The following is a 16,965-nucleotide window of genomic DNA, read 5'->3' as shown; positions in this document are numbered from 1 at the left end:
CAGCAGCAGTACTTTTGAGGATATGAACACCTCGCACCAACCGATCATGCTGCCTGCCCCGCCGGAGGCCGAACGTGCCCGCCTGGAGGCCGGTGGCGTCGCATGCTGGGAAGAGCCGATCACGATCGACACCTACGACCCGGCCGAGCCGGACCGCTATCCGGCGTTCCTCGACCGCAGGGTCTACCAGGGCTCGAGCGGCAAGATCTACCCGATGCCCTTCACCGACCGCATCGAGTCCGAGAGTCGCCCACGGACCTGGCGTGCGATCCACCTCGAGAACCGGTGGGTGCGACTTGTCCTTCTCCCCGAGCTCGGTGGACGCATCCACATCGGCTACGACAAGACACGCGATTACGACTTCTTCTACCGCAACAACGTCATCAAGCCCGCGCTGGTCGGCGTCGCCGGCCCGTGGATCTCTGGCGGAGTCGAGTTCAACTGGCCTCAGCATCACCGGCCCGCGACGCACCTGCCCGTTGAAGCGCACATCGAGCGGCACGACGACAATTCGGTGACCGTCTGGCACAGTGACCTCGATCAGTTGCAGCGCATGCGCGCCAGTCATGGCATCGGCATGCGCGGAGATTCGACCCTGATCGAACTCGAAGCACGACTGACGAACCGCACTGACGTCCCGCAGACATTCCTGTGGTGGGCTAACGTCGCGGCCCGCTCGCATGATCGCTACCAGTCGTTCTTCCCCACCGATGTCGGTTACGTCGCCGACCACGCTCGCCGCGCCATCACCGCGTTCCCTGCCGCCGACCGCCCCTACTACGGCGTGGACTACCCGGCCCTGGCAGAAACTGATCCCGGAGCCGATCGCATCGATTTCTACGGGAATGTGCAGGTGCCCACCTCCTACATGATCACCGATACCGTCGATGACTTCTTCGGCGGTTACGACCACGATGTCCAGGCCGGTTTCGTGCACTGGGCCGATCGAGCCATCGCACCAGGCAAGAAGATGTGGACATGGGGCGATGGCCCCGTCGGCCACGCCTGGGACCGCCACCTGACCGACAGCGACGGTCCCTACGTTGAGCTGATGGCCGGTGTCTTCACCGACAATCAGCCAGACTTCACCTGGCTCCGCTCCGGTGAGACCCGTACGTTCAGCCAGTACTGGTACCCGATCCAGGACATCGGTCCTGCGGTGCAGGCCACGCTCGACGCAGCCGTCGGACTCGAAATCGACGGTTCTGCGGTGCGACTCGGTGTGGCAACGACCGGGGAACACGATCAACTGCACATCACTCTTCGTCGTGGCGAGTCAACGCTCGGACACTGGTCCGTGCACTGTGCCCCCGGCACACCATTCACCGCGCAGGTGGAACTGAGCACTCCCGCCACCCGAGATGACCTTGAGCTTGTCGTCTGCTCACCTGCTGACGGCGGGCGAGAGCTCGTGCGCTGGAGCGCACACCTCACCCCGGTCGTGGAGCCCTGGGTTGCGGAAGAGCCGAACGACCCGAGCGGAATCGAATCGAACGACGAACTCGTCGTCACGGGGCGCCACCTGGTGCAGTATCGGCATCCGAGCCGCGCCGCAGAGCCGTACTTCGCCGAGGCTGTTCGTCGCGATCCGGGCGATGCCCGAGCGCACGAGGGAATCGCCCGGCTCGCCTTCGCTCGCGGTGAGTTCGCCCAGGCGCTTGAGCACCTAGAGGTGGCACTTGCCCGCGAGACTCGACGCAACCTCAACCCCGAGCACGGAGACCTCACGCTGCTTCGCGCCCTCGTCCTCGAACGGCTCGGGCGCCTCGATGAGGCCGCAGACGCATTCGGCAAAGCCGTCTGGGATGGCGCGCTGACTTTGCCGGCGCTGCTCGGACGCGCCCGCTTGGCGATGCGTGCCGGCGACGCCCGGCGCGCGCTGGAGTTCGCCATCCAGGCGACACGGTCGGATGCATCGAGCAGTCAGGCGATCGCAGCTCACGTGTCGGCCCTGCGGGCCCTCGGACGGGGCGCAGAAGCCGATCGCATCCTCGCGCCCGCTCGGACCGCTGATCCGCTGGATCCGTTGCTGGCGGCTCTCGACGACGTGCTGGATCCGATCGACCCTCGGACGCTGCTCACGATGGCGCATGAGCTTCACCGGCTCGGCGATCGCATCCGCGGCATCAGTCTCGCCGAGCGAGCGATGCGGGTGGCTCCTGGCCGTTTCGGCAACCCCGCTCCGATGGCGGCCTATGCTCTGGCTGCCTTCCTCGATGAGCAGGGCGAGCACGAGCAGGCGGCCGACGCGCGGTCGTGGGCGCGTGCTGCCGATCCGCGTCTCGCCTTCCCCGCTGGACTCGACGATCTGGCCGTCCTCCGACTCGCCCTTGTCGCCGATCCGCACGATGCACGCGCGAATGGCATGCTCGGGTGCTGGCTGCTCGATGCTGGACGAACGGCAGAAGCACTCGGCGTCCTGGACGCGGCCATCGACGCTGGTGCCGATGACCCGGTCGTCTGGCGCAACGCCGCAGTCGCGCAGGTGAACACCGGTGGTGATCTCGAGATCGCCGACCAGCGGTATGCGGGCGCGCTCGAGCTGAGCGGTCCTTCCGACGCCCGACTCGTGTACGAGCGCGACCAGCTCGCGGTGCTGCGCCGAATGGATGCCGCAACGCGTCTGGCTGCGATCGAACAGGCGGGCCCTGCCGTTCTGATCCGCGATGATCTCGCTGTCGAATACACCGGCTTGCTCATCGATCTCGGGCGGGCGGCTGAGGCTCTGTCGTTCCTCGGCGAACGCAGCTACCAGCCGTTCGAAGGCGGTGAGGGCAAGGTGCTCGACGTCTTCGATCGCGCAACGGCCGCGGTGGCTCGCGAACTGATCGACACGGACCCGCAGGCTGCACGTGAGCTGTTGCGAGTCGGCATCGTTCCGCCCGAGCATCTCGGCGAGGGGCGTCATCCTGCCGATGTCGTCGCCGAGCGCTTCGTTCTGCTCGGTGACGCCGAAGCTGCGCTGGGCAACGATGCGGCTGCCGCAGAAGCATGGAGTCGGGCTCGCGATGTCGATGGTCCGCTCGCCGCCACGGGGCACTGTGTCACGGTGCGCGACATGTGGGTCGGGCTCGCTCATCTCCGCCTCGGCGAAAGCGAACAGGCCGGTCACGTCTGGGATGCGATGGATGCTCGGGCGGATGCTCTCGATGCTGCCGCCGACCGCATCGACTACTTCGCGACGTCGATGCCGGAGCTGCTACTGTTCTCGGTCGACACCGCCGAACGGCGGGCAGACGAGGCACACCAGCTGCGCGATCTGGCAGCCCGAGGACGCCGCGAAACGGAGATGACAGCATGAGCGAGCGATATCTCGGCACCCCGGTGATGCCGACCGACCCCAACAGCGCACTGACGGGGCCGGTGCCACCGCACCTGCCCGAGCGTCTCGGGGTGTGCCTGTGGGACTTCTCCTGGTACACCCGCGCGGGTGCCGGCGAGCCCTACGCGGACATTGAGCAGGCGATGGCTGAAACTGTCGCCCGCGGGTACAACGCGGTGCGGATCTGTGCGGCACCCTTGCTGTTGACCGGAGGCCTGGGCCTGGATGCTCTGGCTGAAGCGTTGCCGATCGAGGGGTTGGGCGCAGCGCCCGGCGGCGGCTTCTATGGTCAGCGCACACGGTGGTACGACAGCCCGGGTGGTTACACGATCGATGTACGGGCGCGCTTCTTCTCGCTTCTGGAGACCGCGCGCAAGCACGATGTCGTCGTCATCCTCGCCAGCTGGGAGTATCAGCAGTCGACGGCGTTCGCGGCGGATCCATCGTGGTTCGAAGCGATCGACCAGGTGCCACTCAACCGTCGTCACGAGGTCCTTGCCGACGCTTTCGGCAGGCTCCTGGATGATATCCGCGCTGCAGGCCTGATCGAGTCGATCGCCTTCACCGAACTGCACAATGAGGTCGATTTTTCGATCCTGCCGCCCGTGGATGCACCAGAGGACGCGGATGCGCCGGTCAACGGCATCGCGGCGATGGAGAAGCTTCGCACGCGCCATCCCGACCAGCTCATCACCGTCAGCTACGGCAAGCCGCCGCACCTGGCCATGCACCGCGTCGCGCCCGAACTAGAGGTCGCGCAGTTCCACGTCTACAGTTACGGCGTGCTCGACGCGCTGCAGCGGCGCATCGACATCCGATCTGAAGGCACGGAGGGCTTCCCGAATGCCGAACTGCGTGCACTGCTGCGCTCCGATGCGCCGAGCGTCGCCGAGTACGGACGCCCCGCAGAGTGGAAGCTGAAGGCGACGGTCATCACTGACCAGATGATCTACGGCTACGACTGGATCGACGCCCAGGCCTGGGATGCCTGGCTCGAACAGCATTACGGCGCGCACCACGAGGTGATGCAGCGCGAGATCGAGTCGCGGGTCATCGCCATTGCGGAGTGGGCGCGGTGGCGCAGTGTGCCGGCAGTCGTCGGCGAAGGGTGGATCGGCTACACGCCTCGCGACGGCAACTTCGAAGAGGGCCCCATCGGCCGAGCGCTTGCCGAGCACGGCATCCGCACGGCCCTCGATAACGGCGTCTGGGGTGTCGTGGCGTGTTCGAACGCCGCGCCGCACCATCCGTTGTGGTCCGACATCGACTGGCAGCAGCGCATGAACACGCTGTTCCTCGAGGGCTGATCTGCTGACGCGACGAAGCCGCCGATCAGCTCGGCTTCGTCGCCTCGGCGGCCAACGCAGGCGTGCTCGCGCGCATGTGCACCTCGAGGCGCAACGCATCCGGATCGGGAGTCCATTCCGCATCCGTCGCAGCCCGAAAGGTCTCGTAACCGACCTGGTCGAGCGGAACGTGCACGGTGGTGAGCGCCGGTGTGATGTCGCGCCCCGTGGGAATGTCGTCGAAGCCGCAGAGGGCGATGTCTGCACCGATCTCCCGGCCGGCTTCACGAATCGCTGTCATGGCACCGATCGCAACGACGTCGTTGATCCCGAACACGACCGTGCCCGGTTCGATCCCATCTTTCAGCGCCTGCCGCATAGCTTCGGCACCCGAGTCTCGCGTGAACGCGTCTCGATACACCCGACTGGCATCTCCGCCAGCATCCGTGAATCCCTCGGTGAACCCGGCCAGACGCGCATCACTGGTCATGACGCCCTCTGCCGCCGCCAGCACGATCGCGCGCCGGTAGCCGCGCTCGCCGAGCGCAGCGCCTAGAGCACGTGCGCCACCGCGGTTATCGATCCAGACCGACCGCACCTCTGAGGAATCCACGCCCAGCGCGACGACGCGTCCGCCGAACCCCGCGATGAGTGCCAACTCCTTCGCTAAATCGGCTGCGATCTCCGGCGAGGTACGAGACGCGGCGAGGATCACGCCGTGCGGCCGCTGCCCCCGCAACGCCCGCACCAGACGCAACTCACGTTCTGGGTCCCTCTCGGTGATGGAGATGGTCACGACGAGTCCTGCTTCGTCCGCACCGCGCGCGACACCGGACGCCAGCTCGCCGAAGTATGGGTCAGCGATATCCGCGACGAGCAGTGCGATGATCGCGGATGTACCGCGCGCCGTCGCCTGAGCGGACAGGTTCGCGGTGTATCCGAGCCGATCCGCCGCCGCTTCGACTCTCTCCCGGTACGAATCAGCAACCTTGCGCGTCGAGCCGTTCAGCGCTCGGGATGCCGTGGCAAGCGAGACGCCGGCCTCACGTGCAACATCGTGCAGCGTGACGGAGCCGGTCTGCGAGCGCGCGGTGATGTCGGTCACACTCGTGATTCTAGGCGGTCAGGAACGGTGAGACGGCAACACCGAACGTCGAAGCGGTTCGGCGAACAGCTTCCAGCGGGTCGGTGGCCCAGATCTCCTCGTTGAAGATCTCCACTTCGATATCCCTGTCGTACCCGGTCGCGATCACCGCTCGCGTCATCGGTTCGAAGTCGATGACTCCGTCTCCGGTGTAATGACGCCCCAGGAGCACATCAGCCGGCAGCGGCGTCTTCCAGTCACACACCTGGTACGTCGCGATTCGCCCTTCTCGACCGGCCCGGGCGATCTGCTCGAGCACCTGCGGGTCCCACCAGATGTGGAACGTGTCCACGGTCACGCCCACGACCGTCGGATCGAAATCGGCTGCGATGTCCAGCGCCTGTCCGAGCGTGGAGACGACACATCGATCGGACGCGTACATCGGATGCAACGGCTCGATCGCGAGGGTCACACCCGCCGCTTCACCTGCCGGAGCAAGCTCGCCGATCGCGTCGCGCACACGCTCGCGCGCTCCGGCGAGATCCCGATCCCCCGCCGGCAGGCCGCCGGCGACGAGTACGAGCACGGCTGTCGATCCGGGAGCACCGGCTGCGGCGAGCGTCGCCGCCTCTTCGATGGCGACCCGGTTGTCATCAAGGGAGGCCCGGCGTGCCGGCCCCTCCGGCAAGGTGAAGAACCCTGCCCGGCAGTGCGTGGTGAAACGAAGCCCGGAATCAGTGAGCATGCTCGCCGCCGTGGCAAGTCCCACCTCCTGCACCGGCTCACGCCACAATCCGATCGCTTGTACTCCGGCCTCGGCCGTCACTCGCAACGCGGTCGCGAGGTCGGCGTGCTTGATCGTGGCCTGATTGATCGAGAGCCGCGGGTGCGGGGACACTTGTCGGTCGAGATCACGGGCGTCAGTCGCTGACGCGGCGTGTCGACCGACATCTGTGCTTTCGGCTGACATCTGTACCGGGTCGACGGCGGTCATGCGCTTACTCCGTTCAGCCGCAGCAGTCCGTGCCAGCGATCCTGCGCGAGCGCGGGATCCTCCAGTGCGAACGATGCGTTGGCGAGTTCGACAATGCGGCTCAAATGCGGCAGGCTCCGCGCCGAGTGCAGCCCTCCGACCATCTGGAAGGCAGGCTGGTGACCGTTCAGCCAAGACAGGAAAGCGACGCCGGTCTTGTAGTAGAAAGTGGGCGCCGCGAACACCTGACGGCTGAGTTCCTCCGTGGGTCCCAGGATGCGCAGGTACGCCTCCGGGTCGCCAGCATCCAGCGCCTGAATGGCCGCGGATGCCACCGGCGTGAGTGCGGCGAAGGCACCGAGCAGAGCATCCGAATGCGAGTCCCCCTGGCCCAAGGAATCGCCGCCGATGAGGCCGACGTAGTTGAAGTCGTCTCCGGTGAACATGCGCACCCCCTCGGGGAGGCGCGCACGCACCGAGATCTCGGATTCGGCGTTCAACAGGCTCATCTTCACGCCGATGACTTTGCCGGGGTTCTCCTCGATGATGTCGAGCAGCACACCGGATGCCGTCTGCCAGTCGCTCGCGCCGAAATAGCCTTCCAGCTCCGGATCGAACGCGGTGCCGAGCCAGTGCAGCACGACGGGGACGCTCGCGCTCTGCAGCACCTCGCGGTACACACGGCGGTAGTCCGCGGCATCCGATGCCACCCGGGCGAGATGACGCGACGCCATCAGCACGGGGCCGGCGCCCTGCTCCTCAGCGAACTGCAACTGCTCCTTGTAGGCGTCGATCACCTGTTCGAGCGTGATGTGCGAGTCGTCGACGTGGTCAGTATTGACGCCGACGACGACCGAGCCGCCCTCTTCGCGGGCGACCTCGGCGCTGCGCGTGATGAGCTCACGCGTGGCCGCAGCATCCAATCCCATATTGCGCTGGGCAGTGTCCATGGCGTCGGCGACTCCCAGACCCCACGAGTAGACATTCCGGCGGAAGGCGAGCGTCGCATCCCAGTCGATGTCGGCCGGCTGGCCGGGGGTGTTGTCGGCGAAGGCCTGGGGCACGACGTGCGCTGCCGCGTACGCGATGCGGCTGCGCAGCGGGCCGTCGGGCCGCGCGTAGACGCCGGTCTCGTTCAGCGCGGCATCCGAGACGGCGCCATCGGCTGCGAGCAGACGGAGCGTGCTCATGACAGGCTCAACGGTTCGATCGCGACCTTGCGTCCCTCGGCGTTGGACGCGAGCCCGGCCTCGGCGAACTGCACGCCCTTGGCACCGGCGAGCAGGTCGAACGGGTAGTCGGTGCCCAGCACGTAGGACTCCAGGTACTCCTCCCACTGCTGGCGGAAGCCGTTGAGGAACACGTCGTTCGTCGGCACGTTCTGCCAATCGGCGTCGTAGTCGTGGGTGTCTTCAAGGTCAGGGTTCCACACCGGCTTCGGGGTGGCATTTCGCGGCTGGATCTTCGCCCCGAACAGTCCGACCACGGCCGAGCCGTGCGTGCCGTCGACCTGGAACTCCACCAGCTCATCGCGGTTGACGCGCACCGTCCAGGAGGAGTTAATCTCGGCGATGATGCCGCCGTCGAGTTCGAAGATGCCGTATGCGGCGTCTTCCGCGGTGGCGGTGTAGTGCTCGCCCTTTTCATCCCAGCGATCGGCGATGTGCACGGCCGCCTGGGCGTAGACGCTCTTGACCTCGCCGAACAGGTTCTCCAGCACGTAGTTCCAGTGCGGGAACATGTCGGAGATAATGCCGCCGCCGTCTTCGGTGCGGTAGTTCCAGCTCGGACGCTGCGCCGGCTGCCAGTCGCCCTCGAACACCCAGTAACCGAATTCGCCGCGCACCGAGAGGATGCGGCCGAAGAATCCGGAGTCAATGAGGCGCTTGAGCTTCTGCAGACCCGGCAGGTAGAGCTTGTCGTGCACGACGCCGGTCTTCACGCCGGCTTCCTTCGCAAGGTGTGCGAGCTCGAGGGCCTCTTCGAGCGACTCTGCGGTGGGCTTCTCGGTGTAGATCGCCTTGCCTGCGGCGATGGCTTTGCGGATAGCGGATGCCCGCGCCTTCGTGACGAGGAAGTCAGCGTAGATCTCCCACTTCTCATCGGCCAGTGCCGCATCGAGATCGGTGGTGTAGTCCTCGATGCCATGGAGGGCTGCGAGTTCAGCGAGCTTCTGCTCGTTGCGGCCAACGAGGATCGGTTTTACGGTGACGCGGGTGCCGTCGGACAGCTCGATGCCGCCCTGATCACGGATAGCCAGGATCGACCGCACCAGGTGCTGCCGATAACCCATGCGTCCGGAGACGCCGTTCATGATGATGCCGATCTCGCGGGTTGTCGCCTGTGACATTGCCTATCCGTTTCTTTGTTTGGCCCAGTGCCGATCAAGTGGGTAAACGCTTTCCAACAGTGTGGCACCGGAGAGCGCTTTCCGCAACTTGCGTTATGACGGTGTCCATCGGGAGGAGACCACTCGGTCCACACGTCGAACCGCCCCGAGCCACCCCGCCGCATCCACACGTGCGCGCACTGTCGCGTCCAGATCGATCACGCTGTGCTCAGTGATCGGCGCGATGTGCAGCGTCAGTTCCGCGGCGGGGTCCAGTTCCGTGACATCGATGCGCCACGCGCTGCCATCCCAGAAGCGGTCGCCGATCACCACACCGTCCGCACGCAGTTGTGCAACATCGCCCTCCCAGTCGATCACCAGTTCGACGAGGTCTCCGCATGGATGTGCGCGGACGACCGGCATCCGCAGCCGCCAGATCCCTGCCGACTCATCGAACTGCGCGTCATCCGGTGCTGCCGAGCGCCCCATCGTCTCCCCGTATCGCGCCGGAGGCTCTCCCGCCGCTCGCAGCTCATCCAGAGCAACGGCTGCCGAACCCGGTCGGCCGAGAGTTCGCAGCGCGAGACGGGTGAACTTCTCCCCCGTCCAGCGACGGATCGACGGCGTGTCCTCAGCGCGGATGATAATCCCGTCGGGCTCCTCCCACACCGCGTCAGCGCAGTCGTAGAGTTCGTCGCCGAGATACCACAGCCGCTCAGCCTGCTGCTCGTCGACGACCAGAATGCGCAGCGCACCGTCTATGAGGAAGGTGTCGCCGGGCGCGATATCGCGCGGGGCGCCCGTGGCGAATTGAATACGCGCGGGAAGTCCATCGTGTGCGCGCAGGACGAGGGTCGGCACGTCACCACCGACGAGCCCGGATACCGACGCCGTCGCCCACTCGATCCGAATGCCAGCGACGTCCAGTCGCAACGGCCAGCGCGCGATGACTCCGCTGAGGATGTCCACCGGCTGATCTGGCACCAACAGATCACCATCCGCGAAGGGGACGCGGAACTGCACATTCGTCGAACCGGACAGCGGCTCGTGCGGCTGATGAGTGTTGAGGAAGAGGATGCCGGAAGAGCCGTTGCTGCGCACGGCCCACCGCAGCGTGTCGAGGTCGCGCACGTCGACCGGCGCATCCTCGGGCAGTGCGCTGAACATATCGGCGAGCTGGCCGCCGAACGCCGCCAGAAAAGCATTGTGATCGCGCAACAGGCCGAGGCTCGATCCTGGTCGCCCGGTGGCGCCGAGCGCCGCTTGGAAGTCGTAGTCGAATCGGGGCAGATCGTTCGGATATCCCGTCGCCAGACTCTCCTGCAGCTGATCGGCGGGGTTCACTCCCCCGGCGAACATGTAGAAACCCTGCCATGCCGAGCCGTTGCCGATCTTCACATTCGCGAGCGCGGCGATGTCGCGGCCGCGCGCGATCGGGCGACGATGATAGGCCGTCGCCATCCCGCCGCCGAGCTCGCAGGTGGCGGGTGGAAACTCCGGGTCGACTGGCCGCAGCATGATCGCCTCGGCGTCGTCCCGGAAGTCGCCGCCCACGCCCGGGTCGTCCCAGATGTGCGTGAACCGAAAGTGGTCGCGGAAGCTGTCGTCCCAGGTCGATCCCTGCCCCGCCCAGAATCCGTCGGCGTAGCCGCTGTATAGGGGGAACACATCGTGTGCTGGCAGGAGCGCTCCACCCCATCCGGTCGCCGTCCACAGCGGCGCGGACAGCCCGCTCTCCTGTGCGATGCGCTTGAGAGAGGAAATATGGTCGGGTTGATCGTGAAGCTCATTCTCGAGTTGGATGCCGACGATCGGCCGATCCGGTCCGCAAAAGCGCGCAACCTGGCCGGCGATGCGGGCGTACCAGTCACGGACGAGCGCCAGATACTCGGCGTCATCCGTCCGTGCGCGGGAACCGACCTCTGAGATGACCCAATCCGGATGCCCACCCCCTCGCACCTCGCCGTGACACCAGGGACCGATCCGCAGTACGACGTCGATTCCGACGCGTTCGGCCGTCTCGATGAACCCGGCGAGGTCGAGGTTTCCTTCGAAGCTGACGCTGCCGCGGACCGGTTCGTGGTGAATCCAGAACACGTAGGTCGACACCGATGTGAGCCCGGATGCCCGCATTAGCCGCAGCGTCTCTTCCCAGCGACGGCGAGGGACGCGGCTGTAATGGAGTTCACCGGTTACCGGAATGGTCGGTGCACCGTTCACCTCGATCCAGCGACTGGTGATCCGCATCCGCTCGTGCGGATCCTCCCGGTTACTCATGGCCGGTTCGGTAAGCGGCGGACGCGCATCCTGCAGACGGATGCTCCGCAGCGCAGTAGTCGTACGCATGTGCTTCTCGATTCTTCAGCTCAGACGGATGGCAGCCCACGACACCGCGGGCAGCTCGAGCGATAGTTCGGTATCGGCGAGCGTCGCATCGGCGGGGCGGACGCCGACCCGCTCCGGATTTTGTAGCGTGTTCGCGGCGTAGATGTCGTCCTCGTGGAGCAGGTGCGATTCGGTGACGCGGAGCGCGCGCCCGAAAGTGGCGACGAGCGTGGCGAGGTCGACGCGCAGCTGCGTGGCATCCGTCGTCGATCGGTTCACCACGAACAGTGAGACGCCGTCTTCGTCGATCGTCGCAACCGCGTTCACGGCCGCCACTTCCCCGAACCGCGCGCTCGTAAAAGTGCCACCGCTGATGGGCACCTGCACCGCACGGTCGCCGGCCAGTCGGGACGTGATCGAGAACGGGAAGAACGTCGTCTGCCGCCATGCCGGGCCGCCCGGCTCTGTCATGATCGGCGCGATGACGTTGACCAGCTGTGCGAGCGACGCCGAGCGTACGCGGTCGGCGTGTTGCAGCAGCGTGATGAGCAGGTCGCCGAAGACGACAGCATCCAGCGCGTGATACTGATCCTCAAGCAGGCGAGGCGCCACCGGCCAGCCCTTGTCCTTGAGTTCCTCACCGGACTGGGTGCCGTCCTCACGGTGGAGATACCAGACGTTCCACTCGTCGAACGAGATCATGATGCGCTTGTCGCTCTTGCGGGTCGCCGCGACCGAGTCGGCAATCGCGACGACCTCCTCGATGAACGTCGCCATGTCGACACCGGATGCGAGGAACTCCTGTGCGTCGCCGCTGTGCTCCTGATAGTAGGAGTGGCACGAGATGAAATCGACGTCGTCGAACGTGTGCTCGAGAACGGTGCGCTCCCACGACCCGAATGTCGGCATGCCGTGAGCTGACGATCCGCACACCACGAGTTCGATGCCGGGATCGATCATCCGCATAGCTTTCGCGGTACGCGCAGCGAGCTTTCCGTAGTCATCAGCGCCCCGGTGCCCGAGCTGCCACGGACCGTCCATCTCGTTGCCGAGGCACCACATCTTCACGCCGAACGGATCCGGCCGTCCGTTCGCGACGCGCTGCCTGGTCCAGTCGGTGTCAGCCGAGGCGTTGGCGTACTCGAGCAGGTCGAGTGCCTCCTGCGTTCCACGGGTGCCGAGGTTGACGGCGAGCATGAGTTCACTGTCGACCCTGTCGAGCCAGCTCTGGAACTCATGCAGCCCCACCTCGTTCGTCTCCGTGGAGTGCCAGGCGAGGTCGAGTCGCCGCGGGCGCTGATCGACCGGCCCGATGCCGTCCTCCCAGCGGTATCCGGAGACGAAGTTGCCGCCGGGATACCGGATGGTCGAGACCCCGAGCTCGGCCACGAGATCGATGACGTCACGGCGGAAGCCGTCGGCGTCTGCGCTCTCGTGCGCCGGCTCATGGATGCCGTCGTAGATGTGACGGCCGAGATGCTCGACGAACCCACCGAAAATCCGGCGGTCGATGTCTGCGATCTCACGGTGCGGATCGAGGCGGCCGAAGGCGTCGTTCATGGAGGTCCGTTCTGCGAGGGGCGAGGAGCGAGGAAGTCTGGGAGCTGGGGATCAGCGGGACCGACGGCGCTCAGGAATCGAGACGACGGCGAGCGCCGCGCATCCGATCGCCGGGATGAACAGCGGCACGAGCGCCCAGGTCGTCGCACCGACGAACACCGCCGTGACGACGAGATAGGCGGCGCCGGCAATATCCGCACGTACGAGACCGGGAACGGCGCGCAGCGCACCGCGCCAGCCGATCTCGGGCGTCCATGTGCCGGCGGATGCGAGCAGCGCAAGCGACAGTGCGGCAAGTCCGGCCCAGCCGATGACCTCGATGACGGGTCCACCGGGCAGGAAGCCCGAGCGTGCCAGATCGACGTCCAGCAACAGGATCAGCGTGAGCACGAGGGCCGCGGCACCCACGACAAGTCCGGGCAGGATGGCCCTCTTCACGTCCGTCCAGAACAGCCCCAGTCGCGAGTCCTCGGCCGCGATGAAGCGGCGCAGATGACGGACACCGGCCGCCAGGGCTGCCGGCAGCGTGATCACCGGCAGAGCGATGAGCGTGATGAGCAACCCGATGAGCATGGCCTCGCCGAACAGGGCGAACTTCGCGCCGGCACCGGGAAAGCGCGCTGGCGGCATCTCACCCCGCGTGGGGCCGCTGCCCGAGAGCGCGGCGCGGCGAGCGGCACGCTCCTGACTGCGGGACAATGTCATCTCCTCGGGCACAGCCACACCTCTAACCCTTCAGACCCTGAGTTGCGACGCCGTCGACGAGGAACCGCTGGAACGCCAGGAAGAACAGCAGCACCGGCAGCAGCGCGATGAATGAGGCCGTGACCGTCGCGCCGTAGTCGCTGGTGGAAGTCTGGTCGTTGTACAGACGCAGCGCGATCGGCAACGGGTAGTTGTCGGGACTCGTGAGGTAGAGCAGTGGCCCCAGGAAGTCGTTCCACGACCAGATGAATGAGAAGATCGCGCACGTGATCAGCGCTGGCTTGACCAGCGGCAGGATGATCGCCCAGAAGATGCGGAAGTGCCCCGCTCCGTCGATACGGGCGGCCTCGTCCATATCGCGCGGCATCTGCCGCATGAACTGCACGAGCAGGAACACGAAAAACGCCTCGGTGGCCAGGAACTTCGGCAGGATCAGCGGCCAGAAGGTGTCCACCAGACCGAAGCTGTTGAACATGATGTACTGCGGGATGATCACGACGTGGAACGGCAGCAGCAGCGTGCCGATCATCGCGGCGAACAGAATACCCAGCCCCTTGAACTGCACCCGCGCGAACGCGTATGCGGCCAGCGCTGATGACAGCACCGTGCCGACCACGGCCGAAACGGCCAGGAGAAGCGAGTTGAAGAAGAACCGCCACATCGGCACGCCGGCGATGCCGTCGGCGACCTTGATGTAGTTGTCGATCGTCGGTGCATTCGGCAGCAGTCCGGGGTTCTGACCGAACTCGGCGTTCGGCTTGAACGTCGACAAGAACAGCCACAGCAGTGGGTACAGCACGATCGCGGTCAGGATCACCAGGACGACGAGCCAGACCACGGTCTGCCAGGTCTTGCGCTTGACGCGACGACGCGGGGCTGGAGCGGATGCCGTCACAACGGCTTCGGTAGCAGTCATCGGTTGTCTCCCGCGTAGTGCACCCAGGAGCGCTGGGTTCTGAAGAGGATGAAGGCGATGATCGCCACGACGACGAGCAGTACCCAGGCGATCGCAGCGGCGTAGCCCATCTGACCGTCGTAGAAGCCACGCTTGTACAGGTACAGCGTGATGAAGTTCGTCATGCCCGCGGGCCCGCCCGAGCCGTTGGAGATGATGTACGCCGAGGCGAACACCTGGAACGCGCCGATCAGTCCGAGCAGCAGGTTGAAGAAGATCACCGGCGACAGCATCGGCAGCGTCACCGCGCGGAATCGGTGCCAGGCGTTCGCGCCATCCATCTCGGCTGCTTCGTACAGCTCCTTCGGCACCTGCTTGAGGCCGGCCAGGAAGATCACCATGGTGGCGCCGAACTGCCAGATCGCCAACACGATCATCGCCGGAAGCACGAGCGCGGGGTTGCCGATCCAGCCACCGATGTCGAGGCCGAAGAAGCTCAGCGTGCTGTCGACCGGCCCGTCGGAGCCGAACATCGCCCGCCACACGATCGCGACGGACACCGAACCGCCGATGAGGCTGGGGGCGTAGAAGGCGGAGCGGAAGAAGCCGGAGCCCTTGTCTCGGAAGTTCAGCAGCATCGCGATGGCCAAGGCCGCGGCGAGAGTGATCGGCGTTCCCACGAGCACGTAGACCAGGGTGATCTGCGCGGACTGCATGAACTGCGGGTCGTTGGTGAACAGCCGCACGTAGTTATCCAACCCAATCCAACGGGGCGGCTGGAAGATGTCGTATCGAGTGAATGACAGGTAGAGCGAGTAGACCATCGGAATGATCGTGAGGCCGAAGAAGCCGATCAGCCACGGCACGAGGAAGCCATACCCGACAGCGGTCTCGCGCCGCTCGCGGCGCTTCTGACCGGGGCGATTCAGGCTTTCAGGGCGGCGGCGCGGCAGCGGGCGCCGCTTCTCGCCGGTGACGATGACTCTCGTCGCGGTCGTGCTCACGGGAACTCCTGTGGTGATGGGGGCAGTGCGAAGTGGCGTCCGGGGCCGAGTGGTCGCAGCAGCTGCGCCTTCCCGGCCCCGTGAGCCGGATCAGCCGTTCAGGACGACATCGATCTCTGTGAAGAGCTGTGCGACGGCGTCATCGACGGTGATCGTACCGAAGTTCAGCTCAGCACCGAGCTGACGGAACTTCTCCTCAATCGTGCCGTAGCCGACGACCGGTACCGGCGGAGCGTCGCCGAGACGATCCGCGATCGCGGTCTCGTAGTCCTTGATCTGCTGGCTCAGCGGGTCGAGCTCGGCAGCGTCCAGTGCCGTGCTCGATGCCGGCAGGCCACGGTTGGTGCCGAAGATTTCGCCCGACTGAGGCGAGTTGATCAGGAAATCGACCAGGGTTGCGGCGGCCACGGGATGCTCGGTGTTCGCAGCGATCGAGTGCAGCATCGTGGGCTTCAGGTACAGGTCCTTCGCGCCCTCGACTGTCACCGGCGGCGCCTGCAGGTTCAGCTCGGGGTAGGCCTCACCGAGGTTGCCGAGGTAGCCGCTGCCGAAGTTGTCCCAGGTGAGCTCGCTGGCGACCACTGCAGAATCGAACGGGCCGAGAGGGAGGAGCTCTTCGACGGTCTGCTGCGGGGCGCCGATCCCATCGCGGACCTCCTGTCCCTCTTGCCAGAACTCGGCGAGGCGCTCCTCGTCGAAGCCGAGCGTGCCGTCCTCGTTGAATAGCTCCTTGCCATCGGCACGCAGCTGCAGCTCGAAGTTCTGAATGCGACCGGTGTAGTCGCTGCCGCCCCAGACTTCGCCTCCGGCAGCCTCGGTGACACCGGCCATCCAGTCGGTGTAATCGGCCCAGGTGCCACCGTCGAAGTCCTCGGCGCCGAGCGTCTGAAGCATCGTGGGGTTGGTGAACAGGCCCCAGGCGTTGGTCCCGGTCGGAAGCGCGTAGGTGGCGTCGGCAACGACACCGATCGTCAGGGCGCTCTCGGTGAGCGGCTCAGTCTGGATGACGTCGCCCAGGTACGGATCGAGGTCGAGCAGAAGCCCGTTCTCGGCGTACTGACGCAGGTAGGAGTAATCGAACTGCATGACATCGGGCAGGTTCTTGCCTGCCGCCTCTGTCTGCCGCTTCTCCCAGAACTCCGGGAAGCCGAGGAAGGTGGAGTTCACCGTGATGTTCGGGTATTCCTCGTTGAACGCCGCGATGGCTTCGTTGTACAGGTCAGCGCGCACGTCGTTGCCCCAGAACGCGAGGTCCAGAGTGACCTCCTCATCGGGGTCGAACTCCGCTGCTGGTTCGTTGCCGCCACCGGCGCAGCCGGCGAGTGCCAGTGCCGCGCCGGTCGCGAGTGCGACCGCGGCAAGTGACCGCTTCTTATTGAACATCTTTGTCCTCTCTGTGAACGTCAGCGTTCTCGGTGCTCTGGCGAACGTTCGTTGTCCGTATGAATGCAGGGTGGGTGCGCTCCCATCGGTAAGAGTCAC

Annotated in this window: 12 protein-coding genes; 2 read left to right on the top strand and 10 right to left on the bottom strand. The window is 65.8% G+C overall.

The window, feature by feature from the left end; genetic code table 11:
- The first annotated feature begins 22 nt into the window (after positions 1-22).
- Together ACSS7Z_RS14720 and ACSS7Z_RS14715 are read left to right on the top strand one after the other, a co-directional pair.
- A complete protein-coding gene (locus ACSS7Z_RS14720; RefSeq protein WP_438255625.1) occupies positions 23-3,301 on the top strand; it encodes a DUF5107 domain-containing protein in 3,279 nt (1,092 codons plus the stop codon).
- Entirely contained in the window at positions 3,298-4,629 is a 1,332-nt protein-coding gene (locus ACSS7Z_RS14715; protein WP_438255624.1) for a cellulase-like family protein, read from the top strand. The genes ACSS7Z_RS14720 and ACSS7Z_RS14715 overlap by 4 nt, the downstream gene beginning before the upstream one ends.
- Positions 4,630-4,654: 25 nt before the next feature.
- Here the strand turns inward: ACSS7Z_RS14715 and ACSS7Z_RS14710 are convergent, their stop codons facing one another.
- From ACSS7Z_RS14710 to ACSS7Z_RS14665, 10 genes are all read right to left on the bottom strand, one after another.
- A complete protein-coding gene (locus ACSS7Z_RS14710; RefSeq protein WP_438255623.1) occupies positions 4,655-5,713 on the bottom strand; it encodes a LacI family DNA-binding transcriptional regulator in 1,059 nt (352 codons plus the stop codon).
- 10 nt (positions 5,714-5,723) lie between these two features.
- Positions 5,724-6,590, bottom strand: coding sequence for a sugar phosphate isomerase/epimerase family protein (locus tag ACSS7Z_RS14705; RefSeq protein ID WP_438255678.1), 867 nt, complete (start codon positions 6,588-6,590; stop codon positions 5,724-5,726).
- Positions 6,591-6,682: 92 nt separating this feature from the next.
- A complete protein-coding gene (locus tag ACSS7Z_RS14700) occupies positions 6,683-7,855 on the bottom strand; it encodes a dihydrodipicolinate synthase family protein (RefSeq protein ID WP_438255622.1) in 1,173 nt (390 codons plus the stop codon).
- Complete coding sequence (locus tag ACSS7Z_RS14695) at positions 7,852-9,015, bottom strand: Gfo/Idh/MocA family protein (protein ID WP_438255621.1); 1,164 nt, start codon at positions 9,013-9,015, stop codon at positions 7,852-7,854. The genes ACSS7Z_RS14700 and ACSS7Z_RS14695 overlap by 4 nt, the downstream gene beginning before the upstream one ends.
- A 93-nt stretch (positions 9,016-9,108) precedes the next feature.
- On the bottom strand, positions 9,109-11,340 hold the full coding sequence (locus ACSS7Z_RS14690) for a beta-galactosidase (RefSeq protein ID WP_438255620.1): 2,232 nt from the start codon (positions 11,338-11,340) through the stop codon (positions 9,109-9,111).
- A gap of 15 nt (positions 11,341-11,355) precedes the next feature.
- The gene (gene arfA / locus ACSS7Z_RS14685) at positions 11,356-12,879 is read right to left on the bottom strand and encodes an arabinosylfuranosidase ArfA (protein WP_438255619.1); all 1,524 of its coding nucleotides are present in this window, start codon (positions 12,877-12,879) and stop codon (positions 11,356-11,358) included.
- Positions 12,880-12,930: 51 nt separating this feature from the next.
- Complete coding sequence (locus tag ACSS7Z_RS14680) at positions 12,931-13,602, bottom strand: hypothetical protein (RefSeq protein WP_438255618.1); 672 nt, start codon at positions 13,600-13,602, stop codon at positions 12,931-12,933.
- Between the two features lie 4 nt (positions 13,603-13,606).
- Complete coding sequence (locus ACSS7Z_RS14675) at positions 13,607-14,500, bottom strand: carbohydrate ABC transporter permease (RefSeq protein WP_438255617.1); 894 nt, start codon at positions 14,498-14,500, stop codon at positions 13,607-13,609.
- Entirely contained in the window at positions 14,497-15,483 is a 987-nt protein-coding gene (locus ACSS7Z_RS14670; protein ID WP_438255616.1) for a carbohydrate ABC transporter permease, read from the bottom strand. Before ACSS7Z_RS14670 ends, ACSS7Z_RS14675 begins: the two co-directional genes overlap by 4 nt.
- A 90-nt stretch (positions 15,484-15,573) precedes the next feature.
- A complete protein-coding gene (locus ACSS7Z_RS14665) occupies positions 15,574-16,866 on the bottom strand; it encodes an ABC transporter substrate-binding protein (RefSeq protein WP_438255615.1) in 1,293 nt (430 codons plus the stop codon).
- Between the last annotated feature and the right edge of the window lie 99 nt (positions 16,867-16,965).

The organism is Microbacterium wangyouchuni (assembly GCF_051546305.1).
Classification (GTDB): Bacteria; Actinomycetota; Actinomycetes; order Actinomycetales; family Microbacteriaceae; genus Microbacterium.
This window is presented reverse-complemented; position numbering and strand designations above follow the sequence as displayed.

Bases quoted from the DNA above. Each gene is read 5' to 3' on its own strand.
- ACSS7Z_RS14700 (WP_438255622.1), bottom strand. From the start codon at position 7,855: ATGAGCACGCTCCGTCTGCTCGCAGCCGATGGCGCCGTCTCGGATGCC.
- ACSS7Z_RS14715 (WP_438255624.1), top strand. From the start codon at position 3,298: ATGAGCGAGCGATATCTCGGCACCCCGGTGATGCCGACCGACCCCAAC.
- ACSS7Z_RS14695 (WP_438255621.1), bottom strand. From the start codon at position 9,015: ATGTCACAGGCGACAACCCGCGAGATCGGCATCATCATGAACGGCGTC.
- ACSS7Z_RS14690 (WP_438255620.1), bottom strand. From the start codon at position 11,340: ATGCGTACGACTACTGCGCTGCGGAGCATCCGTCTGCAGGATGCGCGT.
- ACSS7Z_RS14675 (WP_438255617.1), bottom strand. From the start codon at position 14,500: ATGACTGCTACCGAAGCCGTTGTGACGGCATCCGCTCCAGCCCCGCGT.
- ACSS7Z_RS14665 (WP_438255615.1), bottom strand. From the start codon at position 16,866: ATGTTCAATAAGAAGCGGTCACTTGCCGCGGTCGCACTCGCGACCGGC.
- arfA (WP_438255619.1), bottom strand. From the start codon at position 12,879: ATGAACGACGCCTTCGGCCGCCTCGATCCGCACCGTGAGATCGCAGAC.
- ACSS7Z_RS14720 (WP_438255625.1), top strand. From the start codon at position 23: ATGAACACCTCGCACCAACCGATCATGCTGCCTGCCCCGCCGGAGGCC.